Raw genomic sequence first — 25,059 nt, 5'->3', positions numbered from 1 at the left:
TGGTGTCCGTCCAGTGCAGCAGCACACGCCACCACGAGTGAGGACGAGGTCATGGACGCCCGCATCAACCTGTTCGAGAACGAGATCGCCGCCGCCTTCGGCAAGCGCTTCGCCAACGCCGCCCTGGTGATCCACCGGTCGTCGCTGCCGAAGGCCACCCAGGAGCTGGTGTCCCTGCGCGCCAGCCAGATCAACGGCTGCGGCTTCTGCACCGACATGCACACCAAGGACGCCACGGCCGCCGGCGAGACCGCGGTCCGGCTCAACCTGGTCGCCGCCTGGCGCGAGGCCACCGTGTTCACCGAGGCGGAGCGGGCGGCACTGGCGCTCGCCGAGGAGGGCACCCGGCTCGCCGACGCCCACCAGGGCGTGTCCGACGAGACCTGGGCCCAGGTCCGGAAGCACTACGACGAGGACCAGACCGCCGCGCTCGTCTCCCTCGTCGCCCTGGTCAACGCGGCCAACCGGATCAACGTCATCGCGCGCACCCCGGCCGGCTCCTACGAGCCCGGCATGTTCGACGCGATGACGAGCTGAGCGGGCCCCGGCCCGGGATCCTCCGGTCCCGGGCCGGCCGCCACCGGGCGTCGAACCGTCGACGGGTCCGCGCCGGTCAGGCCCTCGGCAGCCCGACGGAGAACGGACCGCGCCTGCCGTCGGTCGTCTCGGCCCGGATCGCCGGGATCTCCGCGGGGTCGAGCAGCCCGATCGACGCCGCGTGCTCGGCGATCTCGGTGCTGTCGTCCACGGCCAGCATCGGCACACCCAGCGCGGTCACCCGCTCCGCCAGCGCCCGGACCTCGGCGTCCCGGCGCAGGGTGCGCCCCGGGGGACGGCGCACGTAGATCGCGCGGATCCGGTCCGGGCGCGCCTCCGCGACCGCCGCGTAGATCTCCGGGTCGAGCTGGCCCGTGTCGCCGACGAGGACCAGCCCGAGCCCCGGGTGCTCGTCCAGGATCCGGGTGATCAGCCCGGTCTTGTGCTCGCGCGCGCCGATGCGGAACAGGTTGCCGTGCCCCGGACCCCAGTCCGTGAGCAGCAGCGGGCCGAGCGGGAAGGCCCGCAGCGCGATGAACTCCAGCAGCGTGCCGTGCAGGTTCCACGGGCTGGTCGACACGTAGAAGACCGGCCGGCACACCCCTGACGGCGGCGCCACCAGCGCCCGGTACAGCGCCGCCGAGCCGGGCAGCGGGGCGCGGTCCGCGGTCTCGGTCAGCAGGGTCGCCCGCAGGAACGCGAGGCCCCGCGTCAGGCCGGTCTCGAGGATGGTGTCGTCCACGTCGCTGACCAGGGCCACGTCCGCCCGCGGATCGACGACCAGGACCTTCGCCCGCGCGGCCGTCCCGGCCTCGAGGGTCAGCTCGGCCTCGTGCCAGCCCGGCTCCAGACCCGGCTGCTCGACGACGGCGTCCACGTACCCCTCGACGTCCGCCCGGACGTGCCGGACCCCGGCCGGCGTACTGATCGCGACGCGCGCCCCGGGCAGCTCGATCGTGAAGAAGCGGCTGAGGCTCGCCAGCAACACCTGCCGCCGCGAGCGCGGGCCGGGTGCGAGGTCGTCCTCCGTGACGGCGTCGGGGTGCCCCATCGCCACGCGCGCCCCGATCCGGACGCGTTCGGTGGACCCGTGCCCGATGAACGGCAGGACGAGCGGCCGGCGCCGCCCCCGGATCACCACCACGACCATGACGACCCGGCCCAGCACCCGTTCCGCCGCGACGGCCAGCCGGACGAGGGCGGCCTTGGCCTGCGCACGGTTCACGACGTCAGGGTGTCGTGGAGACGATCAGCGCGCCACCCGGAGCCCCCGGTCCTCGGACCGTGTCCCGAAGTGGGACGCGGGCACTCGACCTCGCGCTGGGAAGATTCGCCCCGTACGTTCGTCGGCGGACGGGCCGACGTGGGAGGGGCGGGCGCTGGATGTCCCCGGATGCCGCAGCAGACGCGCCGCTCGCAGGTGTGCAGGTCGTGGACCTGACGACCACGTTCATGGGCCCGTACTGCACGCTGCTGCTGGCGCAGATGGGCGCCGACGTCGTCAAGGTCGAGGCCCCCGCCGGTGACGTCCTCCGCTACGTCGGGGACGAGCGGGGCACGGGTATGGGCCCGGTGTTCCTCAACGCCAACCGGGGCAAGCGCAGCATCGCGCTGGACCTCAAACGGCCGGAAGGGCGTCGCGCGCTGCTGCGCCTGGTCGGCAGGGCCGACGTGTTCGTGCACAACATGCGGCCGGAGGCGGTGACGCGGCTCGGGCTGCACGCCGAGGACGTGCACGCCGCCAACCCGCACACGGTCTACTGCGTGGTCCGCGGCTTCTCCAGCGCCGGCCCGTACCGGGACAAGGCCGCGTACGACGACGTCATCCAGGCCTCGTCCGGGCTCGCCGCCGTGCAGGGCGGACCCGACGGACCGACGTACATCCGCACTCCGGTCGCCGACAAGGCGACCGGTCTGATGGCGGTCGGGGCGATCGCCGCCGCGCTGTACCGGCGGGAGCGCACCGGGCGGGGACTCGCCATCGAGGTGCCCATGCTCGAGACGATGGTCGCGTTCACCCTGCTCGACCAGCAGGGCGGCTACGTCTTCGACCCGCCGCGCGGGCCTGCCGGCTACGCCCGGTTGAACTCCCCGTACCGCAGGCCGTACCGGACCGCCGACGGGCACGTCGGCGTCATGGTCTACACGGACCCGCAGTGGCGCGCGTTCTTCGAGCTCGTGGGCAGGCCCGAACTCGCCGCCGATCCCCGCTTCCGCACGATCACCGCCCGGACGCTGCACGTCGACGAGCTGTACCGGTTGCTCGAGGAGGAGCTGCGGAAGCGCCCCACCGCGGAGTGGCTGGCCGCGTTCGACGCGCGCGGCATCGCGGCGATGCCGGTCCTCACCGTGCCCGACCTGTTCTCCGACGAGCACCTGCGCGCCACGGGCATGTTCGAGGACGTGGTGCATCCGAGCGAGGGACCGCTGCGCTTCGCCCGCTTCCCCGTCGACTTCTCCGGAGCCGCCCCCGTGGACCTGCGCCCGGCGCCCCGGCTCGGGGAGCACGGACCGGAGATCCTGGCCGAGCTGGGCTACGTCCCGGAAGAGATCCGCGCCCTCGGCCTCACGGACGGCCACGCACCGGACGTCACGCTCCGGCATCGCGAGGACGTCTGACAGCTCCCGGCCCGACCCCTGTGCTCAGTCCCATCGGGCGTCGCGATGGGCGGCGGCGAATCGCTCGATGGTCGCGAGGCAGACGTCGCGCGGCTGGAAGGTGCCCGCCGCCCAGGTCTGCAGCCACGCCCCGAGCCCGAACACCGGCGTCCGCCGGTAGAGCGGCCAGGCGTCGGCGGGCCGACGGCCGAGGGCGTCGAGGTAGCCGGCCAGCAGCGCACGCTCGTGCTCGCGCCGGTCGGCGACGGTGAGGCTGGACGCGAGGAAGTAGCCGACGTCGTGGACCCAGCTGCCGGAGCGGACCAGCTGCCAGTCGTAGAAGCCGACGGTGTCGCCGACCGTGTACGTGTTGCCGGGGTGCGGGTCGCCGTGCAGCAGCGTCTGCGGGCCGGTGGCGGCGATGCGTGCCCACCCCCGGAACCCGCGCTCGATCTCCCCGGCGCCGATGTCGAGGGGGTGCCCGGCTCGTCGCAGCTTCTGCAGCGCATGGACGAACCCGGCCCGGGCGACGGGGGCCCAGGCCGGACCGAGCCGCCACGGACGCACGAAGGCCGGCAGCGGAGCGTCCCAGAACATCGCGTGCAGGCGGGCCAGTTCGCCCAGCCCGGCGGCGACCTGCTCGACGGTCAGCGGCGCGAGCGCGGAGTTCGGGCGCCCGCCGCGCAGCGTGACGTCCTCCATGACGACCACGGCGGCGAGGCGACGGCGGTCGGTCGCCGCGGCGTGGAACGCGGGGTGTTCCAGCGGCAGGACCGGACCCTGCCGGACGAGGTCGGCCTCGGCCTCGCGCGCCCCGAGTGCGGTCAGGGCCACCCGGTTCAGCAGACGACCCTCCCGCTTGACGAACACCCGCGCCGGCCCGGCGGGACCCGCGTACTCCAGCTCGACGACCGCCCGGGAGTTCGTGCCGTCGACGACGTCGGCGACGCGGGCGTGCGTGACGCTCCGGCCCAGGGCGACGCTCATCCACGTCGGCGTCAGCTCGGACCAGTTCCGGGGCACCGGCAGCACACGGGAGATCATCGCGGCTGCTCGGTGACGAAGATCGGCGGGGCCGGACGACACTGGTCGCACGTCGACCACCACAGCGCTCTCGCCCTGTTCGACGCCTTCGCCTCGGCGGAGGAGACGCTGCACGCCAACCCGGGCGATCACCGGACCATCCGCTGGGTCGGCGTCGACAAGGAGTTCCTGGCCCGGCATCTCGGTGCGGCAGCGGGCTGAGCGGCTCGCCCTGCTCCCGGTCACGGACCTTCACGAGCGTGCGCCCGCCGGTCCGCGAGGTCGTGCGCCGCCCGTCCGTCCGAGGAGCGTGGCCGGGAGCAGGGCGGGCGCGGTGAGCGCGAGGCTCCACCAGAACGTCGAGCCGTAGGCGGCCGCCGTCGCACCCGTGCCGGCCAGCTGCTGCTGCAGCACCGTCGTGAGGACGGCCGCCCCGAGCGGGGCCCCGATCCGCTGCCCGATCTGCAGCGCGCTCGTCGCCCGCGGAACCTGCGCCGGTGCGACGTCGCGGTAGGCGGCGGTCATCAGGGTCACCGACGCCGCCCCCACGCCGATCCCGCGGACGAACAGCGCGACGGCCAGCAGGACGGCGCCGGGCCCGTGGCCGGCCTGGGTGAACGGCACGGTGCCGAGCACCGCGACGAGCACCCCGCCCAGGACGACGTCACGAGCGGGGAGCCGGTCGGCGAGCCGGCCCACGAAGGGCAGCGCCACCAGCGTGCCGGCGAACTGCGGCACCAGCGCCAGGCCGGCGGCCAGTGCACCCGCGCCCCACACCTGCTGGACGTACAGCGGGACGATCACCATCGACCCGAACAGCGACGCGCTGAGCAGGAAGAGCATGGTGGTCCCGCCCGCGAACGACGGCCGCGCAAAGAGCCGCACGTCGATCAGCGGAGTGCCCGAGGTGCGCAGGGAATGCCCGACGAAGACGGCGAGCAGCACGATCCCGGCCGCGAGCGTCCCGACGACGAGCCGGTCGCCGAAGCCTGCCGAGCCGGCTCGGGACAGCCCGTAGGTGAGTGCCCCCAGCGCGGGCCCGAGCAGGGCCAGCCCGCGGGCGTCGAGACGCTCGGTCGGTTGCCCGGGGACCTCGGGCACGACACGGCGGGCGAGCACGACGGCGAACAGGCACACCGGCACGTTGACGAGAAAGCACCAGCGCCAGCTCAGCGGCTCGACGATCAGCCCGCCGAGCAGCAGGCCGGCGATCGGGGTGATCTGCGCCGGTACCGACACCGCCGCGGTCACCCGGCCGAGCCGCTGCGGCCCGGCGGCCCGCATGAGCAGGGCTGCGCCGACCGGGAGGATCGCTCCTCCTCCGGCGCCCTGCAGGATCCGGAACGCGATCAGGCTGCCCGCCGACCAGGCCGTCCCGGCCAGCACCGAGCCGAGACCGAAGGCGACGACCGACCAGATCCACACCCGTCGGGCGCCGAACCGGTCCATCGCCCACCCCGTCGCCGGGACGACCATCGCCATGGCGAGCAGGTAGCCGCTGATCACCCACTGGATCGTGCTGACGTCGGCGCCGAACGTGCGGCTCAGCGTGCCCAGGGCGACCGAGACGATCGTCGTGTCGAGCAGTGGGGCCACGGAGCCGATCACGACGACGACGCAGAGCCGGATCACGGCGGGATCGAGCCGGTCCGATTCGGCCGAGCCCGCCGTGGCACCACGCCGTACCCCGACGGCTACGCCCGGACCAGCGTCGACGCCGTGGCCCGGGAGGCCGGGGTCTCCAAGCGCACCGTGTACGACTACTACGGCGACAAGCGCACCCTCTTCCTCGACGTCGTGACGCGGACTCAGGCGGGCCACGAGGCGCGCTTCCGCGAACTGCTCGACGAGACCCTGCCCCCCGACCCGCCCGACCTCGAGGCCGCGCTCACGGCGTTCGGCCGCGCCTTCGCGTCCGGTGTGGTCCAGACCCGGGAGCGCAGCGCGATGGTCCGCCTCGTCGTGGCGGAGGCCGCCCACTTCCCGGACCTGCTCGAGCGCTGGCGGGAGGTCGGTCCACAACAGCAGATGCTCGCGGACCGGCTCGCGCACCTCGCCGAACGCGGACTGCTCGACATTCCCGATCCCGTCGAGGCGGCGGCCTACCTCGGTATCCTGGTGACCGCGCAGGTCAACAACCGCACGCTCTACGGCACGCTCCCGATCTCCCCCGAGGAGTTGGCCGACCTCGTGGCGAGCGGAATCCGCGTCTTCCTCCGCGCCTACCGCCCGACGGCCGACTGACAGGCTGATCCGGGCGGGCACCTGCCCCTTCAGTTGTAGTGGATCACCCCACGGATGTTCTTGCCCGCGTGCATGTCCTCGTAGCCCTGGTCGACCTCGTCGAGGGTGTAGGTCGTGGTGACGAGCTCGTCGAGCTTGAGTGCGCCGGTGCGGTAGAGCTCGAGCTGGCGCGGGATGTCGAAGCTGGGGGCGGACTCGCCGAACAGCGAGCCCTGCAGCCGCTTCTGGAACAGAGTGAGCTCGCCGAGCGGGATGTTCACCCCGGTGTCGGTGATGTTGCCCAGCCCGGTGACCACGCAGGTGCCCTGCTTGCGCACGGTGGCGAAAGCGGCGGCCACGTGGTCGCCGGTCGTCACCCCGACGGTCACGATGGCCGAGTCCGCGCCCTGTCCGTTGGTGAACGAGCGGGCCAGCTCGCCGGCCTCCTCGATCGACCCGACGGCGTGGGTGGCGCCGAACTGCTGGGCCTTCTCCCGCTTGAACGGCACCGGATCGACCGCGATGACCTGGGAGGCGCCGGCGTGCACGGCACCCTGGACGGCGTTGGCGCCGATCCCGCCGATGCCCATGACGATCACGGTGTGCCCGGGCTGGACGGCCGCGGAGTTGACCGCGGAGCCCCAGCCGGTGCCGACCGCGCAGCCGGTCAGGCAGGCGACCTCGAGCGGGATGTCCTTCGGGATCTTGATCGCCGAGTACACCGAGACGGTGGTGTCTTCGCAGAACGTCGAGATGCCCGCGATCTGCCCCACCGGGGCGCCGTCGAGGGAGAGCCGGAAGCTGGTCGGGTCGTCCGGGCGGCAGCCGGCCAGCAGGAACTGGCCGAGGTCGCACAGGTTCTGGTGGCCGGTGGCGCACCAGCGGCAGCGCCCGCAGCCGGGCAGGAAGGAGAAGACGACGTGGTCGCCCTCGGAGAAGCCGGGGGTGTTCGGGCCGACCTTGGTCACCACCCCGGCGCCCTCGTGGCCGCCGGCCATGGGGAAGATGCCGGCGGGAAGGTCGCCGGTGGCGACATGGTCGTCGGAGTGGCAGAGACCGGAGGCGGCCAGCTCGACCTGGATCTCGCCGGCGCGGGGGTCGTCGAGCTCGAGCTCCACGACCTCGTACTTGCCAGGAGCCTTGCGGAGTACGGCACCGCGTGTTCGCATCCGAATCGTCCCTCCCTGCTCGCCGAGCGCAGGACGCTCCCGCCGCACCACGGCGATTCCCTCACCCGCTCCGGGTGGTTCTCTCGCGCTCGTCCCGAATCGGCACTCACGTCAATCACGAGGGTCATCCACTCCGGAACGAGCGCCGGCCCGCCACCGAGGGCGCTCGGTGGCGGGCCGGGCCGCCCACCCCACCTCTCCCCCGCGTGCAGTGGAGCGGGCTCCCCCTCTTGACGCTTCGATCTCGCCGGATGTGACAGCCGGTCCGATTCGCTCCGACAAGGATGCGCGTGGGCGGCGTGCCGGCCGTCGCTCTTCAGTGCGGCGGCGCCGTCCTTGGTGAGGGCATGCAGCGCCAGAGTACGAAGAGCATGTCGACCTGCGCACCCTTCTAACGGGGTAGTCGGGGACCCGTCGGGTTCCGGATAGGCGTAGGCGTAGGCGCGCCCTCCTCGCCACCACCGGGCCAACCGCAGCTGGACAGCTCGTTGGAGTAGCCCTCGACCCTCACCCAGTCCCCGCAGTTCGGCGCCCCTCCCGGGTGCGCGCACCCACAGCACGCTCCTTCCGTCGGCGTCGCGCCGCGGCTACGGATTCGGCGAGGCGGTCCGTTGCTTGGCCACGGTGAGGAGGACGGAGGAGTCCTCGAGTGCCTCCAGCGTGTGTCGGACCGCCGGCACGGCGATCAGGTCTCCGCGCCGCCCCTCCCAGGACGTGCTGCCGGCGCAGAGGCGCACCCGGCCGTGCAGGACGTGCACCGTCGCCTCGCCGGGGCTCTCGTGCTCCGCGAGGGCGGATCCTGCGGTGAGTGCCACGACGGTCTGCCGCAGCACGTGCTCGTGCCCGCCGTACACGGTCTGCGCACTGCGGCCGGCCGAACCGGTGGCCGCGCTCTTCAGCTGTTCACGCGCCACCGCATCCAGGCTGATCTTGTTCGTCATCGCGTCTCCCCTGTCGGCCCACGGCGCTCATGGCGGAGCCGACGGTGGCGACGGCCAGCATCAGGACGCCTGATGCTCCGCCGGGCGAGGGTGCGCGTGCGCCTTCCGTCGCGAGCAGAGGCGATGGTCCCCCCAGGAGGGACCATCGACCGAAGTCCGCCCGGGCCGGGAGCTGCGAAGGTCGGCGTCATGGGTTCGTCTGCACGGAGGTACCGGTGAGCCACGACGTCGGTGACGGGCCCGAGCGGACGTCGGCACGATTCCCTGCCCGGCCGATGACGGGTCCCGGGTGATCGCCGTGCGGGTGGAGCTACGGGAGATCACCGACGCCAACCGGAAGGCCGTGCGCGCGCTCCGCGTCCGGCGCGACCAGCGGCGGTTCGTCGCCTCCGTGGCCGAGTCGCTCAAGGACGCGGCCGCGGAGCCGGAGGCCCGTCCCTGGGCCCGGGCCGTGTATCTCGACGAGGAACCGGTCGGCTTCGTGATGCTGTCGTGGAACGCGCCGAACAGTCCGCCGGACGAGCGGTACTTCCTGTGGCGGCTGCTCGTCGACCGGCGCCACCAGCGGCGCGGCATCGGCCGGGAGGTGCTCACCACGATCTCGGACCTGGTACGGGCGGAGGGCGGCGACGTGCTGCTGACCAGCTACGAGCCGGGCCCGGGCGACCCGGGGCCGTTCTACCGGCGGTTCGGCTTCGAGCCGACCGGGGAGATCGACGACGACGGCGAGATCGTCCTGCGCCTCCGCCTGTGACCTTCCGCGTGGTGCGACCCGGGACCCGCGACCCGGGCCGCCGTCCGTCGAAGTCGCACGTCGCGTCATCGCAGCTCAGAGGTCGTAGTAGAGCATGAACTCCCAGGGGTGCGGCCGCTGACGGATCTGGTCGAGCTCCTTGGTCCGCTTGTAGTCGACCCAGGTCTCGATCAGGTCCTCGGTGAAGACGCCGCCGTCGAGCAGGAAGTCGTGATCCTCCTCCAGGGCCACCAGGACGGCCTCGAGCGACGCCGGCACCTGGCGGATCGCCGTCATCTCCTCCGGCGCGAGCTCGTAGAGGTCCTTGTCGATCGGCTCGGGCGGCTCGATCTTGTTCCGGATCCCGTCGAGGCCCGCCTGCAGCATGGCGGAGAAGGCGAGATAGGGATTCGCGGTGGGATCGGGAGAGCGGTACTCCAGCCGCTTGGCCTTGGCGCTCTGCACGTACATCGGAATGCGGACGCACGCCGATCGGTTGCGCTGCGAGTACACGAGGTTGATCGGCGCCTCGAAGCCCGGGACCAGGCGGCGGTAGCTGTTGGTCGTCGGGGCGCAGAACGCCAACAACGCGGGGGAATGCTGCAGCAGTCCGCCGATGTAGTACCGGCCCAGGTCGCTGAGCCCGGCATACCCGGCCTCGCTGTAGAAGACGTTCTGCCCGTTCTTCCACAGCGACTGGTGGACGTGCATGCCCGAGCCGTTGTCGGCGAACACCGGCTTGGGCATGAACGTGGCGGTCTTGCCCGCCCGCCAGGCGACGTTCTTGACGACGTACTTGTAGTTCATGACGTTGTCCGCCATGTGCAGCAGGGACGAGAAGCGCATGTCCATCTCGGCCTGGCCGGCGGTGCCCACCTCGTGGTGCTGGACCTCGACGGGGATGCCCAGGTCGATGAGGGTCAGCGCCATCTCGCTGCGCAGGTCCTGGTGCTGGTCCATGGGCGGCACCGGGAAGTACCCCTCCTTGTACCGGGGGCGGTAGCCGCGGCTGCCCGGCTGTCCGGACGCCCAGACGCCCTCCACCGACTCCACGTGGTAGTAGCCCTCGTGCTGGTTCTGATCGAAGCGCGCCCCGTCGAAGATGTAGAACTCCAGTTCGGGGCCCCAGTAGGAGACGTCGGCGAAGTCGGTCGCCTGCAGGTGCGCCTCCGCCTTCTCGGCGACATGGCGCGGATCCCGCGAATAGCTCGTCCGCGTGATGGGGTCGGCGACGAAGCAATGGATCTGCAGCGTCGGCACGTCGCGGAACGGGTCCATCACCGCCGTCGTCGGATCCGGCATCAACAACATGTCGGATTCGTGGATCTCCTGGAAGCCCCGGATCGAGGAGCCGTCGAAGCCGTAACCCGCCTCCATCGCTTCCTCGGTCAGCTCCTCCACGGGGACGGAGAAGTGCTGCATCAGCCCGGGGAGGTCGCAGAAGCGAAGATCCACCATCCGGGCGCCACGGTCCTGTGCGAGAGCAAGGACATCGTGAGGGGTGTCAGGCATTTCCGACTCCTCGTTGAATCTCGCCTTGGCTCGAGAACTCGTCCGAGGTCGGTGGCCCGCCTTCGCGCTTGGGCGGCGCGCCGCCCAAGCGACGTCGACGCCTGCGGGACGCGGCCTGCGACCACGGCTGCCGAGGCGCGCACGTCTTCCGCACGCTGCTGGTCGCGGCTCGACGTCGTCCGACGCCGTGGCAGGCGACAACGGTACCGGCGGGGCCTCGCCGAGCACCAGGCAGACGGTCCAGGCCGCGCAGCCGCGCCTGCGCGCCCCCGGCCGGGGGACAGCAGGCGGGCGGGCCGCGCAATGTGGATCCGCCCACATGTGGGTCCGCCCGACTGGTCGGCCTTCCGTTGTTGCAGCGTGCAAAGCAGTTCACAGTGAAACGGTCAGCACGGACGGCGACGGGGCGCCGCCACCGCCGCGCCGCACGGTCCGCAGAGGACGACACCCGGACGGTCACCTGCGCGGGCCCCGGCACGACCGGGCCCGGCCGGGGTGTGGGCGCACACCGGCTCCCGCGCCGCCCGGGCCGTGAGCCCACGCCGGCAGCGACGCCGGCACGACCCGAGGACACCCATGTCGCTCACCGCAGCCATGCCTCCGATGCGCCTGTTCGCAGGCCGCAGGGGGCTGATGCTCGTCAGCATCCTGCTCCTCAACTTCGTCGTCTGGCTCGACAGCGCGAAGTTCAGCCTGCTCAACCCGTTCTGGTCCGCCGATCTCCACCTCACGCCCGCGCAGATCTCCGGTGCCACGGCGAGCTACCTGCTCGGGTACTTCCCGCTGCTGCTGCTCGCCGGGATCATGGCCGACCGCATCGGCGCGAAACTGATGCTCGTCATCTGCATCGTGGGGGTGACGGTGCTGTCGGCGACGATGGCGTTCGTCCACACCTACGAGGAGATGTGGTGGCGCAACTTCTTCTTCGGCATCTTCTTCGGGTTCCTCTGGGCACCGTCGCAACGGCTGCTCGCGGTCTGGTTCCCGGGAGCGCTCAACGCCCGGGCCACGTCCGTCTGGATGAGCTCCTGCCTGGTGGCCGGCGTGATCGCACCGGCGATCGCGCTGCCGCTCGCCAACCACCTGTCCTGGCGTGACGCGTTCCTGATCGTCGCCGCGCTCGGCATCCCGGCGCTGATCATGCTCGTGCTGTTCACCTCCAACAAGCCCGAGAAGCTGCGCGGCATCAGCGCCGAGGAGATCGCCCTCATCCAGCAGGAGCACCGCGGCGCGACCGTGCGGGAGAAGCTGACCTTCCGCGAGCTCCTGACGGCGTTGAAGAACCGCAGCGTGCTCACCATGATCATCGCCACGGCCTTCGCGACCACCCCGACCTGGCTCTCCGGGCCGTGGCTCCCCTACGGCCTGATCACCCTCGAGAAGGTCAACCCCGACACCGTCGCCTGGGTGAGCCCGCTGATCGCCGCCGTCCCCGTGCTGTTCGGGCTGGTCAACGGCACGCTGGTGGCCCGGTTCTTCGGCGGCCGGACACGGCCGTGGCTGGTCCTCGGCCCGGCCTGCGGGGCGATCGGCTTCGCGCTCGGTGTGGTGCTCCACGACTCCAGCTGGGTCCTGTGGGGCTTCTTCATCGGCGCCTTCGCCTTCCTCTGCGACCCGATGTTCTGGGGCACGGTGAACAGCTACTGGTCCGGCATCGCCCGTCCGGAGGTCACCGGCACGCTCAACGGCGCCTCGGCGGCGATGCAGGTCGCGGTGGGCTGGATCCTGACCGACCAGAGCGGCAAGTGGATCAACTCGGCGGCGGAGGGGCGCGCCCAGCTCGACACCGTGTGGATCGTGGGCGCGGTCGTGTTCGCGCTCGCGATCATCCCGGTCCTCCTCTCCCGCGAGGTGCGGGTGCACCAGGCCGTCGCGGCCGAGGCTGCGCCGGCCACGGAGCCGTCGAGGACCACTGGCGGGGCCGTCGAGACCCGTCCCTGACGTCGCACGGCGTCACCCGGCCTCGGCCCGGGTGACGCCGGCCGGGTCGGGGGACGCGGACGAGCTGGTCCGCCGTCAGCGGCCGCTCGTGCCGGCGCCGTGCGCAGCGGCGAGGTCGGCGAGGTCGTCGCGGCTGGGGCCCTGCGGTACCGGTGGGCGCCAACCGCTCGCGTAGATCTCCGCGGCTCGTGGTCGCGCGGCGTCCAGGCTCGCCGGAAGGGCCCGCATCCCGAGATAGGGCCCGATGAGGGGGAACAGCCCAGGGTCGGCCTGGGCGGCCGCGACGACCAGGTCGGAGGGCAGCGGCCGGGTCAGGTCGATGTCGGCGCCGGCCCATCGACGGATCAGCTCGGCATCCCAGTAGAGGTGGTCCTCGAACCACGGCGCGATGGTGTCGGAGCACCAGGCGTCGAAGGCGAGGCCGAGACCGACGAGGTCGTGCGCGTCGTCGTCGAGCAGGTGGAGGAGCTGCCGGGCCTGCAGCAACGAGGTGGTGATGCCCCGTCCGACAGCAGGGTTCGTGGTGCACACGGCGTCGCCGACGAACACCAGCCCGGGCAGGGCCACGGCGCCGGTGTCGTCGAGCTGGCCCTGGTAGGTGTTGCGCAGGCGCCCGCCCGGCAGGACCGGTGTGAACGGGAGCGCCCGGCCGGGGTCGGTCCAGGCGGCCAGCGCCGGGATGGCCGCGGCGGCGGCCTCGAACACCTCGGTCAGGCGCAGGGCGGCCAGGGCCCGATCGTCGCTGGAGCGGGCGATGACGGTGGAGAAGATCCCGTTGTCGTGCAGGAACACGATGGACTGGTAGCCCGGGTAGACGTCGGTCTGGCCGAGCGGGAAGTTCATCGGCCCCGGCTGCGCCCCCGGGTGCAGGCGGTACTGGCGGGAGACGTAGGCGATGCCGCAGTCCCCGCCCCGTGCCGGGGCGCGCCGGTCCTGGCCGAGCCGGCCGGCGCGACCGGTGGCCGCGATCACCAGATCGGCGTCGAGGATCGCGCCGTCGGTGCGGACACCGGTGGCCCGGCCGCGAGAGGTGCACACCTCGTCGACGTGCCCGGTTCGGAGGTCCAGTCCCGGCCGGCGCTCGGCGGCCGCCCGCAGGACCTGCTCGAAGGTCGACCGGCGGCACCGCACCGCCATCAACGTCCGGGCCCCGTCCGCGCCTTCGACGGTCACGGGTTCCGCGCCCGCGGCGAGGAGCTCCTCCCACACGTCGGGCAGTTCCGCCTGCAGTGCCTCGGCCACCTGGGCGCGCAGGGCGTGCGGGTGGTGGAACTGCATCACCCCGCGCCGGGGCCACGACCCGTCCGGCCGAGGACCGGTGTCCCGATCGACCACGGTGACCCGATGACCGCGCCCGGCCAGCGCCATGGCGGTGAACAGCCCTGTCGGCCCGGCTCCCACGACAGCCACATGCATGACGGTCCCCCACGACTCGACACCATCGGCAGTGTCCCGTCGGGAAGGAGCAACCGCCACGCCCCGGTGATTCGGCAACGTCTCCGCGCAGCTACTCCCCTCGCCCCTCAGCCCGCCTCGGTGAGCACTCCGGCGAAGAAGGCGTCGAGTCCGGCATGGTCGTCGAGCCCGAGCACGTGGGCGACGTACTGATCCGGGCGCACCACGACGACGCAGCCCGCGTCGCGGTCGACACCGCGCAGGTCGAAGACGTCCTCGGCGTTCGGGTCGGGGCAGAACGCCTTCTCGTGGTCGACGAGGGCGAACCGGCCCTTGCGGGGCAGCAGGACCACCGGCAGGTCGGTGACCTCCAGGTCGTGGTGGTGCTGCTGGAACACCGCCCGGACGTCGATCACCGAGTCCGGCTCGGCGCCCTCCGCGGTGTACCTGCGCAGGGGCGACGCGACCGAGGCCAGGTGGTCGCAGAGGCGCCGCATCGGGGTGTCCGTCCGGCCGGGGTGCCGCCGGTCGGCGAAGAGGTAGAGGCGCCACGCGCCGTCGGCGCGCGCCACGTGCCCGAGGTGGAGCGGCTTGGCGTCGGCCAGGCGGACCACCGGCGCCGAGTGGAACCGCGTGCCCACCTCGAAGCCCCGCGCGAGGTGCTGGGCCGGCTCCGCCGCGATGATCATCGACGGCGGGTACCGGACCGCGACCCCCGCGGTGAACCGGCCCTGCTCGCGGAAGTAGCGCTGGAACTTCTCGGGGTCGGGGTCGCCGCCGGACGAGCCGGACGCGGCGCTGAACGAGGCGGCGAACTCACGGTCGAAGTCGATCAGCTGCTGCGCGACCTGCTGTCGCTCCGCGGAGTAGGTGTGCAGGAGCTCGGGGCGGGCGGTCCCCCGCAGCACGGCGCCGAGCTTCCACCCGAGGTTCCAGGTGTCGGCCATCGAGACGTTCATGCCCTGCCCGGCCTTCGCGCTGTGGGTGTGGCAGGCGTCGCCCGCGATGAACACCCGCGGCAGCCGGCCCGGTCCGTCGGGCACGTCGTCGAAGCGGGTGCACAGGCGCTGGCCGATCGTGTAGACCGACCACCACCCGACGTCGCGCACGTCGAGTGTGTAGGGGTGCAGGATGCGGTTGGCGACCGCGGTCAGTTTCTCGGGGGTCACGCTGCGCCCGTGCAGCATCTCCCGGTCGCGCACGTTGTCGAGCTCGATGTAGAGCCGCACCAGGTAGCCGCCCTCGCGGGGGATGATCAGGATGCTGCCCTCGCCCGCGGACCGGATGGCGCACTTGCGCCGGATGTCGGGGAAGTCGGTGACCGCCAGGACGTCCATCACGCCCCACGACGAGTCGGTCGGGTCGCCGACGAGCTCGCGCCCGAGAGCGGCCCGGGTGCTGCTGCGCGCGCCGTCGCACCCGACGACGTAGCGGGCGCGGACCGTGGAGGAAGCGCCGGTCTCCTCGCCGCCGGCGACGTGCGCGAGGGTGACCGTCACCGGGTACTCCGCCGTGCGGCTGGTGTCGATCTCGATCCCGCTCAGGTGCAGGCCGTAGTACGGCTCGAGGCGGCGGGGCGAGCGCGCCATGTGGTCGCGCAGGTAGGCGAGCATCCGCGCCTGGTTCACGATCATGTGCGGCATCTCGGACAGCCCGTCCTCGACGTCCGGGATGCGGCCCGTTCGCGTGATCCGCCCGGGGTCCGCCGGGTCGGGGCGCCAGAAGCTGACCTCGTTGACCTGGTAGCCCTCGCCGATCAGCCGGTCGGCCAGCCCGAACGCCTCGAACATCTCCACGGTGCGGCAGGCGACGCCGTCGGCCTGCCCCACCTCGAGCGGCCCGTCCCGGCGGTCGACGACGACCGTGTCGATGTCCGGGAAGTTCGCCAGCTGCGCCGCCAGCACGAGCCCGGCCGGACCGCAGCCGACGACCAGGACGTCGGTGGTCTCCGGCACCGACGGCGGGCGCTCGGCGACCGCGGGGTGCGGCGGGGAGACGAACGGGTCTCCCGGCGCGTAGCCGTCGACGTAGAACTGGGCCATCCGACTCTCCTCGCTCGGCGCGTCCCTCTCGCCGCGGGACGCTACCGCCGTTCTGCACAGAGCATCGCTACTCTTCCGCTGTGAAGAACAGACCGGTCTACGGCATCCAGTCGGTGGACCACGCCCTGCGCCTCGCGGCGTTGCTGGCGCAGGAGGGGCCGCTGCGGCTCAGCGAGGCCGCGGAGCGGCTGGGGGTGGCCCGGTCGACCGCGCACCGCCTCCTCGCGATGCTGGTCTACCGCGACTTCGCCGAGCAGCGCGAGGACCGCCGCTACGTCGCCGGCCCGGTGCTGCGGCGGGTCGAGGCCCCCGAACCGGTCACCGAGCTGCGCCGGATCGCGCTGCCGCACCTGCAGGCCCTCACCGAGGCGATCGACGAGACCACGAACCTGATCGTCGTGGTGGGCGACCAGGCACGGTTCGTGGCGTCGGCCGAGGGCACCCAGGTACTGCGGGTCGGCGACCGGGCCGGACGGGTACTGCCCGCGCACCTGGCGTCGGGCGGCCGGGCCGTGCTAGCGACCCTGGACGAGGACCGGGTGCGCGCGCTCTACGGGCGCGCGGGCTCACCCGTCGCCGACGTCGACGCCCTCCTGCGCGACCTGCGCCGGGTCCGCCGGCGGGGCTTCGCGGTCAACGACCGAAAGACCGAGACGGGGGTGACCGCGATCGGCGCCGCGATCCCCGCGCCGACCGCCGGCGGAGTCGCCGCCCGTGCCGCCCTGTCGATCGCGCTGCCCACCGCGCGCTACCGCCGCGACCGGCTCCCCGAGTGGGTCGCCCGGCTGACCACCACAGCCGAGCGCATCGCACACGAGCTCGTCGACGACCAAGCCTGAGGAGCCGGGACCCCGCGCAGGCGGCGGGCGCCCGCCGGGAGCCGGCGTGGCCCCGGAACCGGTCGATCTCGGGCACGTCGCGAGAGAACGCCACGACCTCGGCAGCCGACGGGTCTGGCGGGCCATCCGGACCTACATGCCGGGCCGGTCGCTGCGGGGCGGTTCGTGCCGCATGAAGACGCGGGCGTCGACCCGCAGCCCGTGGCGCGCCTCGGCGGCCCGGATCGCCTCCATGCCCGGGCTCCACTCGTCCCGACGAAGATCACGGAAGCCGTTGCGGCGATAGAACGGCCCGTTCCACGGAACGCCGCGTTCCAGGATTGTCGACACGTCCGCCTTCGATTGCAGGCTCAACCACAACGTGCGTTGCGGACCGCACGAGCCTGACCTGGCGACATCCGGCCGGTCGAGATCGCTGCGGTCGAACTGTCGGTCAACGGCAGGTAACGCCGCATCCGTGGATGCGACCCGACCGCGACGGCCTCGTGCCCTGGGGCCGTCACCCGGTGGCCGGTCCGCGAGAACCCCCTCCACGCGGGCCGGCCGCCCCGAAGGTCGGCTCCGAGTGCGCCCGGGCCCCCCGGGTGTCACACGGTCCTGTGGTGCACGGCACATCAGGAGGGTCTATCGCCTTCTGTCGAAGGCGTGCACTCAAGGGCGACAGTGAGCTGGTCCCACATCGTGGTGGGGCGCTGAGGAGGCTCTTGATGTACGCGCGGGTCAACACCATCTTCGGGTTGCGGGCCAAGGTCGGTTCCGGCGTCGCCCGCATCGAGGAGTCCGATCGGAGTGCGGTCGAGGCGGTGGACGGAAATCGGGGCCTGACGACGCTCGTCGACCGGGAGGGCGGCGTCATCGTCGCGGTGTCCTACTGGGACGACCCGCAGCGATCCTCGGAGGTCGTCCTGACCCGGGCCCGTGAGAGCGCCGCGGTGGCGGCGGGTGGTGAGCTGGTCGCCGAGAGCTTCGAGGTCGTCGGCGCCGAACGACCCGCGGTTCCCGATCCGGGTGCGGCGGTGCGGATGACCCGTGTGCAGCTCGAGCCGGCGAGGATCGACGCCGGGCTGGCCTTCGTCCGGGACGAGCTCCTGCACCGTATGGTCGCCGGCTCCGGTCTCTGCAGCTCCGAGATGCTCGTCGATCGGGAGAGCGGCAGCCTGCTGCTCGTGACCACCTGGACGGACGAGGATGCGGCGGACCGCGCGGACGCCCTCCTCGAGGAACTGCCGGCGGACGCCGCGGTACGAGCCGGAACGACCGTTCCTCGGTCCGAGTCGTACGTGCTGGTCCGGCAGTCGGCACGCTCCGACTGACCTCCCGCCGCAATCCGCGACAGTGAACGCGCACGTCGTCGCACGGAAGGAGGAAGACGATCGTGATCGAGGAGCTGCGGATACAGATCACGGCGGCCCAGGAGCGCCTCGTCGCCGCCGTCGAAGCCGATCAGCCGTACGAGGCGGCGCGGCACCGGGCGCGCCTGGAGGACCTCATCGAGATGGCTGCCCGGCACGGCATCGACGTCAGCGCCTGGGTGGATCAGACCCGGCTGCGTGGCTGACCCTCTGCCGGGCGGAACCGTACGACGCACACCGCCAGGACGACCCCCATCGCGGCGAGGACGCGTCCCGGACCTGACATGCGCTGCTCCGACACCGAGGAACAGGGGGACGGAGTGTTGCTCGACGGGATCAACCACATCGCCTGGATCTCCGAGGACGTCGAACGCCTGGGACGCTTCTACTCCGAGGTCTTCGACGCCGAGGTCGGCGCGACCCGCCCGCACGGCGAGGACGGCCGCGAGACGATGACCGTCATCCGCATCGGCCCCCACACCGAGCTGAACATCTTCGTCATCCCCGGGAACACCGAGGCCCGGCGCCAGACACCGATGTGGGGCCGCGGCCGTATCGATCACGTCGGCCTCCAGGCGGCCTCACCCGAGGCGTTCGCGACGATCCGCCGGCGACTCGTCGACGCCGGAGCGAGCGACGGCACCGTCAACGACTTCGGTCGGGTCCACAGCCTCTTCTTCCGCGACCCGGACGGGCTCGAGGGCGAGGTGCTGGTCGCCAAGGACTCGACGAAGTAGGGCGAGGACGCTCCTCGGCCGGCCTGGGGTCGCTCAGCCGGGCATCACCTCGCGGATCTCCTCGCGCAGCTCGTCGAGGGCCCGCTCCGGAACGAACGGCAGCGCGCGTCGGACCTCCGCGAGCCCCATCACGGCGAGCACGCCGGCGGCCGCGGCGAGAACGACCGTCACGACCGCGGCCGCCATCGTCGGGGGGAGAACCTTCTCCAGCATCCGCGTGATCAGCACCGTGGACGTGCCGGCGGCCAGGGCCCCGAGCACCACGGCGGCGCCGAGGAACAGCACCCCCTCGAAGGCCGTACGCGCCTTGCCGGCCAACTCCTCCTGCGCGGTGCGCAGCTCGTGCTGGAGCAGCTCGCGCATCTCGTCGACGAAACCGCGGATCGCCTCGGTGTTGGAGCCCGCGGTGCGCAGCTCCTGCTGGAACAGCTCGCGCACGTCGTCGACGACGCCGCGGATCGCCTCGGCGCCGGAGTTCTCGGCTCCGGAGTCCGTGGGTCGATCAGAACCTGCGGCTGTGCGGCCCACCGATCCGGACGGTCGTGACGTCGGCATGAGAATCTCCTCGATCCTTGCGTCGGCGGGTCCCGGCCGGGCCGTGTACGGACGCGCATGAAGGTACCCGCGTCGGCCGCCGGCGAACCTGGTCATCGCCGCTCCGCCGCACGCGGGTTCGCGTGGTCCTGCAGGTGCGTGACCTTGCCGTTCCGACGCGTGATGAACCAGATGTAGTCCAGAGTCACGGGTGCTCCGTCGAGGCGCCTGTGGTGACCGGTGGCCCGAACGACGGCGTCGTCCGGGGCGAACATGGCCAGCCAACCGTTGAGGTCGCCGTCCGCAAGGGCGCCGATCGCCGCGGCGAGCCATTCCGGAAGTGTCGCGTCCTCCCTCACGGCGCCATCACGTGAACGGGCCGCTACTCGGCAGCGAGCGCCTCGATGCGCTCACTGTGGAATCGAATGGCCCGCGAGTGATAGCGGATCAGCTCCTCCCGGGTGCGACCTCCCGGACCCTCGACAGGCTCCTCGTCGCGCGAAGCAAGGCCGTAGAGGACTAGATCGGTGAACCTGTCGGCGATCTCGTCCGGACTCAGCGACCCGGACGACCGGTACCATTTCCACAACCAGTTGCACATACCGTCGATCGCGAAGACCGTGATGTTCTCGTCACTGCTGACGAATTCGCCATTGCGCATGCCCTCGCGAATGATCTCCTGGACCACGAGATCGCTCTCCCGCTTGAACTTGCGGAACTCCGCACGCACCTCGTCGGGCAGTTCGGACTCGGCGCTGAAGGACAAGCCGTAGAGCTCGATGTTCTCGGTGAGGCAGGAGATGTGGTGCCGGACGTAGAGCCGCAGCCTCTCCCGCGTCGTCCCCGGCGCGGAGGTGACGGCGTCGAGTTTCTCGATGTCGCGTTTGAGCCAGTCGCCGAAGACGTGCCGCAGGAGATCGTCCCGGTTCGTGAAGTAGTGGTAGAGGGCCGCCTTCGTCAGGCCGACCTCGTCGGCGATCTCCTGCAGGGTGACCGCTCGGATACCGCGGGCCTGGAACAGCCTCGTCGCGGCCTTCGTCAGCTCTTCCTGCATCACGGCGCCCTTGGGCATGACGTCCCCCTCCGGTGGAGTCACAGCGTGCGATCAGCGTGGGATCAGCGCGGAACTTCGATGAACTCGAGCTGCACCCCGGCCATGTCCCGCGGGTGGGTGAAGTTCACCGCGGCGTGACCCTCACCGCGGGCGGGCTCCCCCAGGACGGGGGTCAGTCCGCTCTCCTGCAGTTCACGAGTCGCCACATCGACATCCTGCACTCCGACCGACACGAGGAAGACGCCCTCCCCGCGCCGCTCCAGGAAGCGGCTCACCGACGTGCCCTCGTCCACACTGGCGATGAGGTTGAGCTGGAAGCCGCCGATGTCGAAGTTCGAGCCCCGCAGCCCGGGGAACGCGAAGCCACTCTCGTCGACCGGCTTCGCCTCGAGTCCGAAGATCTCCTCGTACCGGCGGGTCCACTGGTCGAGGTCCTTGACGGCGATGTTGATGCCGTGGATTCCGTTGACCTGCATGCACTTCTCCAAGTGTGAGTCGGTAAGCGTCAGGTGATCGACATGCCGCCGTCGACGACGATCGTCTGGCCGGTGACGAAGCCGCCCGAGGACGAGGCCAGCCACACGCCCACGCCGGCGATCTCCGCCGGGACGCCGAACCGTCCCAGCAGGAGGCGGGGTGCGAGGACGGTGTCGACGTAGTCGGGGTGGTACTGCTCGGTCATCTCGGTCTCGAAGAATCCGGGCGCGATGGCGTTGACCCGGATGCCTTTCCGCGGGCCCCACTGCTGGGCGAGGTCGCGGGTGAGCCCGATCAGTCCGGCCTTGCTCGCGGTGTACGCGGCCTGCGGGAGCGCGGCGGTGGTGAGAGCGAGGACGCTGGAGATGTTGATGATCGAGCTGCCCGCCGGCATCACCGTCGCGCAGGCCTGGGCCATCCAGTACGCGCCGGACAGGTTGACGTCGACGACCGAGCGGAACTCCTCGGGCGTCTCCCGCGTGGCGGGCACCGCGGTCCCGACCCCTGCGTTGTTGACCAGGATGTCGACACCGCCCAGCCGGTCACACGCGTGCTCGACGGCGGCCCGGCACTGCCCGGGGTCGCTGACGTCGGCCCGGACCGCGATCGCCTCTCCGCCCGCGCCCTCGATGTCGGCGACCGTCCGGTCGAGCAGCGCCGTCCGCCGGGCGGCGACGACGACGCGGGCGCCGGCCGCGGCGAAGGCTCGCGCGAAGGCGACGCCGAGCCCGGAGGACGCCCCGGTCACGACGGCCACGCGGCCGTCGAGGCGGAACAGGGCCTCCGGGGAGAGATCCGTCTGCGCCGGCACCGTCAACGCAGGTCCAGGAGCCGCTTGACCTTGCCCTCGCCGCCCAGTCCGGTCCGGGAGGCCAGTGAGCCCGACGGGACGATCTCCACGTCGACGGCGACGCCGAAGGCGGTGTGCAGCTTCTTCACCATGTCGGCCCGGATCGCGGACTCCTGCCCGCCGCGCGTCTCGATCTGCACACGCATCCGCTCCCGGGACGCCAGCCCCTGCCCCACCGTCTCGACGATGCAGAGGAACTCGCCGGTCGTGCGGGCGTCGCCCTGGATGACGTCCTGCGCCGAGCGCGGGTACACGCTGGTCGCGCGGAGCTTGACCATCTCGTCGGACCGACCCAGGAAACCGGACAGCTTCGTGGTGCGCAGGCCACAGCCGCAGGCCTCGCGGGCGCTCACCCGCATGAGGTCCTTGAGGTCGTAGCGGATGATCGGCGGGACGGAGCGGTGCAGGCTCGTGACGACGAGGTTCCCCGGCTCGCCGGCGCCGACGACGTCCCCCGTCCCGCGGTCGGCGATCTCGAGGACGGCGGTGTCGTCGTTGACGTGCAGGCCGTCGTGGGACCGGCACTCGAACCCGACCAGGCCCACCTCGTGGGTCCCATAGTTGTCGAACACCTTGCAGCCCCACGCGTCGGACAGCAGCTTGCGGAGATGGCCCTCGACGTCCACGCCGAGGTAGGTGTGGACGAACTTCGTGCGCAGGTCCTTCTGCAGGTCGACGCCCTCGCGCACGGCCGTCTCGGCCAGGATCTTCAGGTACTCGCCGAACGCGACCCAGCCCGCCGTGCCCCACTCGCGGGCGAGCTCCAGCTGCCGCTTCGAGGGGGTCACCACGCCCGAGCCGGTCGTGAGCGGGACCATCCCGCACCAGTTCATCGCCGCCGTGGACGAGCACCAGGCCGTGTTCGCCAGGCTGTTCGTCAGCGTGATCTGCAGGATGTCCCCCACCCGGCCGCCCTGGGCGTGGAAGGCGCGCGCGAACTGGACCGCCTGGGCCTCCCACGCCACCGGGTCGAAGAGGGTCGGCCGCGGCAGCCCGGACGTCCCGCCGCTCGACTGGATCTTGAGCGGCGAGGCCATCGCCTTCAGCGCGAAGTTCTGGTGCGACCCGAAGGGCGGCTCGTCCTCGATGCTCTGCTTGAGGTCCCCGCTGGTGAACGTGGGGATCTTCGCGATGTCGTCCAGTCCGCGGACGTCTCCGGGCTCCAGCCCGGCCGCGCGCCAGCGGTCGTTGTAGAACGGCACGTTCCAGGCCTCGCGGACGCGCTCGCGGAACCGCTGGTCCTGCAGCTCGCGGAGCCCCTCGTCCGAGAGCGAGGCCATGGCGCCGGTGAACGCCGGCGGCGGGGGGTAGTCCTCGACGAACCGGGGCCAGTCGACGCTCGACCAGTAGTAGGGGATGGCGTGTTCGGTCATTCGTTCTCCCTGGTCACAGGCACTGCGGGTCGAGGTCGAGGGTCGTCCTGTCGTGGCGGGCCACCAGGTCGAGCCGACTGCTCGCCGCGGGCAGTTCGTAGCGGTAGAAGTAGCGGGCGGCGGCGCGCTTGCCGTCGTAGAACGCGCCGTCCTTCCCGTGCGCGGCAATCACCAGGTCCAGCCAGGTCCAGGCGAGGGCGACGTGGCCGAACGCCTCCAGGTAGGGCGAGGCGTTGGCCAGGCCGACCGCGGCGTGCTCCGGCTCGGTGATCAACGCGGTGACGCGTTCCAGCTCGCCGAGCACGCGGCTGAGCGGCTGCGTGAACTCCGCCAACCCGTCCGCCCGCGCGAGGGTGGCGTGCACGGCGTCGGTGAACGCGCGGAACGCCGCACCGTCGCTCATGACGACTTTGCGCCCCACCAGATCGAGGGCCTGGATCCCGTGGGTGCCCTCGTGGATGGGGTTCAGCCGGTTGTCGCGGTAGTGCTGCTCCACGTCGAACTCGCGGCTGTAGCCGTATCCGCCGTGCACCTGGATGGCCAGCGAGTTCGCCTCGAGACACCACTGTGAAGGCCAGCTCTTCGCAACGGGCGTGAGGATCTCCAGAAGCTGGCGCACGTCCTCGTCGTCCGCCGTCTTGAGCCGGTCCACGAGGTGGGCGCAGCGCAGCACGAGGGCCAGCGAACCCTCCACGTAGGACTTCTGCGCCAGCAGCATCCGGCGGACGTCCGGGTGCGCGACGAGGGCGACCGGCCGGGAGTCCGTCCTCCGCGCGGTGAGGAGCCGCCCCTGGGTCCGCACGGTCGCGTACTCGAGGGACTTCCGGTACCCGGCCTGCCCCACGGCGGCGGCGACCAGCCCCACGCCGATCCGCGCCTCGTTCATCATGTGGAACATGTACTGGAGGCCGCGGTGCTCGTCACCGATCAGATAGCCGACCGCCCCTTCGAAGCTGAGCAGTGTGTTCGTGGTCCCCCGGGTGCCCATCTTGTGGTTGAGCCCCACGAGCGCGACGTCGTTGCGCCGCCCGTCCGCCAGGACCTTCGGCACCGCGAACAGCGAGAGACCCTTGACGCCGGGTGGCCCGCCGGGGGTCCTGGCCAGCACGAGATGGACGATGTTCCCGAGCTCGTGGTCGCCCGCGGAGATCCACATCTTGGTGCCGGTCACCCGGTACGTGCCGTCCGACGCGCGGGCAGCTCGGGTCGCGACGTCGGCGAGCGACGAGCCGGCCTCGGGCTCGGACAGGCACATCGTCCCGAAGAGCTGCCCGGCGAGCATCGGGCGCACCCACGCGTCGACCTGTTCGGGGCTCCCGTGCGCCGTCAGCAGGTTGGCGGCGGCGATGGTGAGGAAGGCGTACCCGGTCGTCGCGGTGTTGGCCGACTGGAACCACGCCATGCAGGCCTGGAACACCGACAGCGGCAGCTGCATCCCGCCCACGGACTCGTCGAACTGCGCCGCGATCAGGTCGGCCTTCGCGAAGGCCGAGACCGCCGCCCCCACCTCGTCCGGGAGGACGACCCGGCCGTCCTCCCCGACTCGCGGTTCGCACTCGTCGCCGAGGCGGTTGTGCGGGGCGAAGTAGTCTCCTGCCAGCCTCTCACTGAGCTCCAGGAGGCCGGTGAAGGTCTCCGCGGAGTGCTCGGCGAAGTACGGGTGCTCGGTGAGCGACACGACGTCGAGCCACTCGAACAACAGGAACTGCAGATCCCGACGCATGACGAA

Annotated in this window: 26 protein-coding genes; 10 read left to right on the top strand and 16 right to left on the bottom strand. The window is 71.8% G+C overall.

Annotated features, from left to right (window positions below):
• The first annotated feature begins 51 nt into the window (after nt 1–51).
• A complete protein-coding gene (locus tag PKE99_RS16475; RefSeq protein WP_037045874.1) occupies nt 52–537 on the top strand; it encodes a carboxymuconolactone decarboxylase family protein in 486 nt (161 codons plus the stop codon).
• A gap of 76 nt (nt 538–613) precedes the next feature.
• On the opposite strand, the gene PKE99_RS16470 is transcribed toward PKE99_RS16475, so the two are convergent.
• Nucleotides 614–1,762 (bottom strand): App1 family protein phosphatidate phosphatase, encoded by a 1,149-nt coding sequence (locus PKE99_RS16470; RefSeq protein WP_051737454.1) that lies wholly within the window; start codon nt 1,760–1,762, stop codon nt 614–616.
• A gap of 158 nt (nt 1,763–1,920) precedes the next feature.
• Here PKE99_RS16470 and PKE99_RS16465 point away from each other — a divergent pair, with 158 nt between their 5' ends.
• Nucleotides 1,921–3,156: a CaiB/BaiF CoA transferase family protein gene (locus PKE99_RS16465; RefSeq protein WP_037045873.1), complete on the top strand. Its 1,236-nt coding sequence runs from the start codon at nt 1,921–1,923 to the stop codon at nt 3,154–3,156.
• A gap of 24 nt (nt 3,157–3,180) precedes the next feature.
• Here PKE99_RS16465 and PKE99_RS16460 read toward each other — a convergent pair whose 3' ends face one another.
• Nucleotides 3,181–4,179 carry a phosphotransferase gene (locus tag PKE99_RS16460; protein ID WP_037045872.1) on the bottom strand — a complete coding sequence of 333 codons (999 nt, stop codon included), beginning with the start codon at nt 4,177–4,179 and terminating at the stop codon, nt 3,181–3,183.
• A 12-nt stretch (nt 4,180–4,191) separates the two neighbouring features.
• Here PKE99_RS16460 and PKE99_RS16455 point away from each other — a divergent pair, with 12 nt between their 5' ends.
• Nucleotides 4,192–4,380, top strand: coding sequence for a hypothetical protein (locus PKE99_RS16455; protein WP_037045870.1), 189 nt, complete (start codon nt 4,192–4,194; stop codon nt 4,378–4,380).
• Between the two features lie 30 nt (nt 4,381–4,410).
• Here the strand turns inward: PKE99_RS16455 and PKE99_RS16450 are convergent, their stop codons facing one another.
• Nucleotides 4,411–5,790, bottom strand: a complete 1,380-nt coding sequence (locus PKE99_RS16450) for a DHA2 family efflux MFS transporter permease subunit (protein ID WP_051737453.1) — start codon at nt 5,788–5,790, stop codon at nt 4,411–4,413.
• Between the two features lie 6 nt (nt 5,791–5,796).
• Here PKE99_RS16450 and PKE99_RS16445 point away from each other — a divergent pair, with 6 nt between their 5' ends.
• Nucleotides 5,797–6,402, top strand: coding sequence for a TetR/AcrR family transcriptional regulator (locus PKE99_RS16445; protein ID WP_081924158.1), 606 nt, complete (start codon nt 5,797–5,799; stop codon nt 6,400–6,402).
• Between the two features lie 29 nt (nt 6,403–6,431).
• Here the strand turns inward: PKE99_RS16445 and PKE99_RS16440 are convergent, their stop codons facing one another.
• From PKE99_RS16440 to PKE99_RS16430, 3 genes are all read right to left on the bottom strand, one after another.
• Nucleotides 6,432–7,550, bottom strand: coding sequence for an NDMA-dependent alcohol dehydrogenase (locus PKE99_RS16440; RefSeq protein WP_037045869.1), 1,119 nt, complete (start codon nt 7,548–7,550; stop codon nt 6,432–6,434).
• 391 nt (nt 7,551–7,941) lie between these two features.
• Nucleotides 7,942–8,061 carry a hypothetical protein gene (locus PKE99_RS16435; RefSeq protein ID WP_231498210.1) on the bottom strand — a complete coding sequence of 40 codons (120 nt, stop codon included), beginning with the start codon at nt 8,059–8,061 and terminating at the stop codon, nt 7,942–7,944.
• A 76-nt stretch (nt 8,062–8,137) separates the two neighbouring features.
• Complete coding sequence (locus tag PKE99_RS16430; RefSeq protein ID WP_037045868.1) at nt 8,138–8,491, bottom strand: cupin domain-containing protein; 354 nt, start codon at nt 8,489–8,491, stop codon at nt 8,138–8,140.
• A gap of 289 nt (nt 8,492–8,780) precedes the next feature.
• Between PKE99_RS16430 and PKE99_RS16425 the strand changes: the two genes are divergently transcribed.
• A complete protein-coding gene (locus tag PKE99_RS16425) occupies nt 8,781–9,245 on the top strand; it encodes a GNAT family N-acetyltransferase (RefSeq protein ID WP_231498209.1) in 465 nt (154 codons plus the stop codon).
• A 75-nt stretch (nt 9,246–9,320) separates the two neighbouring features.
• Here the strand turns inward: PKE99_RS16425 and glnA are convergent, their stop codons facing one another.
• Nucleotides 9,321–10,736, bottom strand: a complete 1,416-nt coding sequence (gene glnA / locus PKE99_RS16420; RefSeq protein ID WP_037045866.1) for a type I glutamate--ammonia ligase — start codon at nt 10,734–10,736, stop codon at nt 9,321–9,323.
• A gap of 576 nt (nt 10,737–11,312) precedes the next feature.
• On the opposite strand from glnA, the gene PKE99_RS16415 reads away from it, so the two are divergent.
• Nucleotides 11,313–12,677 (top strand): MFS transporter, encoded by a 1,365-nt coding sequence (locus PKE99_RS16415; RefSeq protein ID WP_037045865.1) that lies wholly within the window; start codon nt 11,313–11,315, stop codon nt 12,675–12,677.
• A 75-nt stretch (nt 12,678–12,752) separates the two neighbouring features.
• Here PKE99_RS16415 and PKE99_RS16410 read toward each other — a convergent pair whose 3' ends face one another.
• Both PKE99_RS16410 and PKE99_RS16405 read right to left on the bottom strand, forming a co-directional pair.
• Complete coding sequence (locus tag PKE99_RS16410; RefSeq protein WP_197040638.1) at nt 12,753–14,087, bottom strand: FAD-dependent oxidoreductase; 1,335 nt, start codon at nt 14,085–14,087, stop codon at nt 12,753–12,755.
• Nucleotides 14,088–14,200: 113 nt separating this feature from the next.
• Nucleotides 14,201–16,114, bottom strand: coding sequence for an FAD-dependent monooxygenase (locus PKE99_RS16405; RefSeq protein ID WP_037045863.1), 1,914 nt, complete (start codon nt 16,112–16,114; stop codon nt 14,201–14,203).
• An 80-nt stretch (nt 16,115–16,194) separates the two neighbouring features.
• Between PKE99_RS16405 and PKE99_RS16400 the strand changes: the two genes are divergently transcribed.
• From PKE99_RS16400 to PKE99_RS16385, 4 genes are all read left to right on the top strand, one after another.
• The gene (locus tag PKE99_RS16400) at nt 16,195–16,953 is read left to right on the top strand and encodes an IclR family transcriptional regulator (protein ID WP_037045862.1); all 759 of its coding nucleotides are present in this window, start codon (nt 16,195–16,197) and stop codon (nt 16,951–16,953) included.
• Between the two features lie 707 nt (nt 16,954–17,660).
• Nucleotides 17,661–18,266 (top strand): hypothetical protein, encoded by a 606-nt coding sequence (locus PKE99_RS16395; RefSeq protein WP_037045860.1) that lies wholly within the window; start codon nt 17,661–17,663, stop codon nt 18,264–18,266.
• A 62-nt stretch (nt 18,267–18,328) separates the two neighbouring features.
• On the top strand, nt 18,329–18,511 hold the full coding sequence (locus tag PKE99_RS16390; RefSeq protein ID WP_037045858.1) for a hypothetical protein: 183 nt from the start codon (nt 18,329–18,331) through the stop codon (nt 18,509–18,511).
• Between the two features lie 78 nt (nt 18,512–18,589).
• Nucleotides 18,590–19,042, top strand: coding sequence for a VOC family protein (locus PKE99_RS16385; protein ID WP_231498208.1), 453 nt, complete (start codon nt 18,590–18,592; stop codon nt 19,040–19,042).
• Between the two features lie 33 nt (nt 19,043–19,075).
• On the opposite strand, the gene PKE99_RS16380 is transcribed toward PKE99_RS16385, so the two are convergent.
• From PKE99_RS16380 to PKE99_RS16350, 7 genes are all read right to left on the bottom strand, one after another.
• Complete coding sequence (locus PKE99_RS16380) at nt 19,076–19,570, bottom strand: phage holin family protein (RefSeq protein ID WP_051737451.1); 495 nt, start codon at nt 19,568–19,570, stop codon at nt 19,076–19,078.
• A gap of 119 nt (nt 19,571–19,689) precedes the next feature.
• Nucleotides 19,690–19,935: a nuclear transport factor 2-like protein gene (locus PKE99_RS16375; protein ID WP_037045857.1), complete on the bottom strand. Its 246-nt coding sequence runs from the start codon at nt 19,933–19,935 to the stop codon at nt 19,690–19,692.
• Between the two features lie 23 nt (nt 19,936–19,958).
• Nucleotides 19,959–20,648 (bottom strand): TetR/AcrR family transcriptional regulator, encoded by a 690-nt coding sequence (locus tag PKE99_RS16370; RefSeq protein WP_037045855.1) that lies wholly within the window; start codon nt 20,646–20,648, stop codon nt 19,959–19,961.
• A gap of 44 nt (nt 20,649–20,692) precedes the next feature.
• Nucleotides 20,693–21,106 carry a VOC family protein gene (locus PKE99_RS16365; RefSeq protein ID WP_156067615.1) on the bottom strand — a complete coding sequence of 138 codons (414 nt, stop codon included), beginning with the start codon at nt 21,104–21,106 and terminating at the stop codon, nt 20,693–20,695.
• Nucleotides 21,107–21,135: 29 nt separating this feature from the next.
• Complete coding sequence (locus PKE99_RS16360; protein WP_231498207.1) at nt 21,136–21,924, bottom strand: SDR family NAD(P)-dependent oxidoreductase; 789 nt, start codon at nt 21,922–21,924, stop codon at nt 21,136–21,138.
• Entirely contained in the window at nt 21,921–23,330 is a 1,410-nt protein-coding gene (locus tag PKE99_RS16355) for a phenylacetate--CoA ligase family protein (RefSeq protein WP_037045852.1), read from the bottom strand. Before PKE99_RS16355 ends, PKE99_RS16360 begins: the two co-directional genes overlap by 4 nt.
• A 13-nt stretch (nt 23,331–23,343) precedes the next feature.
• Complete coding sequence (locus PKE99_RS16350; protein WP_037045851.1) at nt 23,344–25,053, bottom strand: acyl-CoA dehydrogenase; 1,710 nt, start codon at nt 25,051–25,053, stop codon at nt 23,344–23,346.
• Between the last annotated feature and the right edge of the window lie 6 nt (nt 25,054–25,059).

The organism is Pseudonocardia halophobica, from assembly GCF_027922425.1.
Taxonomy (GTDB): Bacteria; Actinomycetota; Actinomycetes; order Mycobacteriales; family Pseudonocardiaceae; genus Pseudonocardia; species Pseudonocardia halophobica.
Note: the sequence above shows the minus strand (reverse complement) of the source record. Positions and strands in the feature narration are given on the sequence as shown.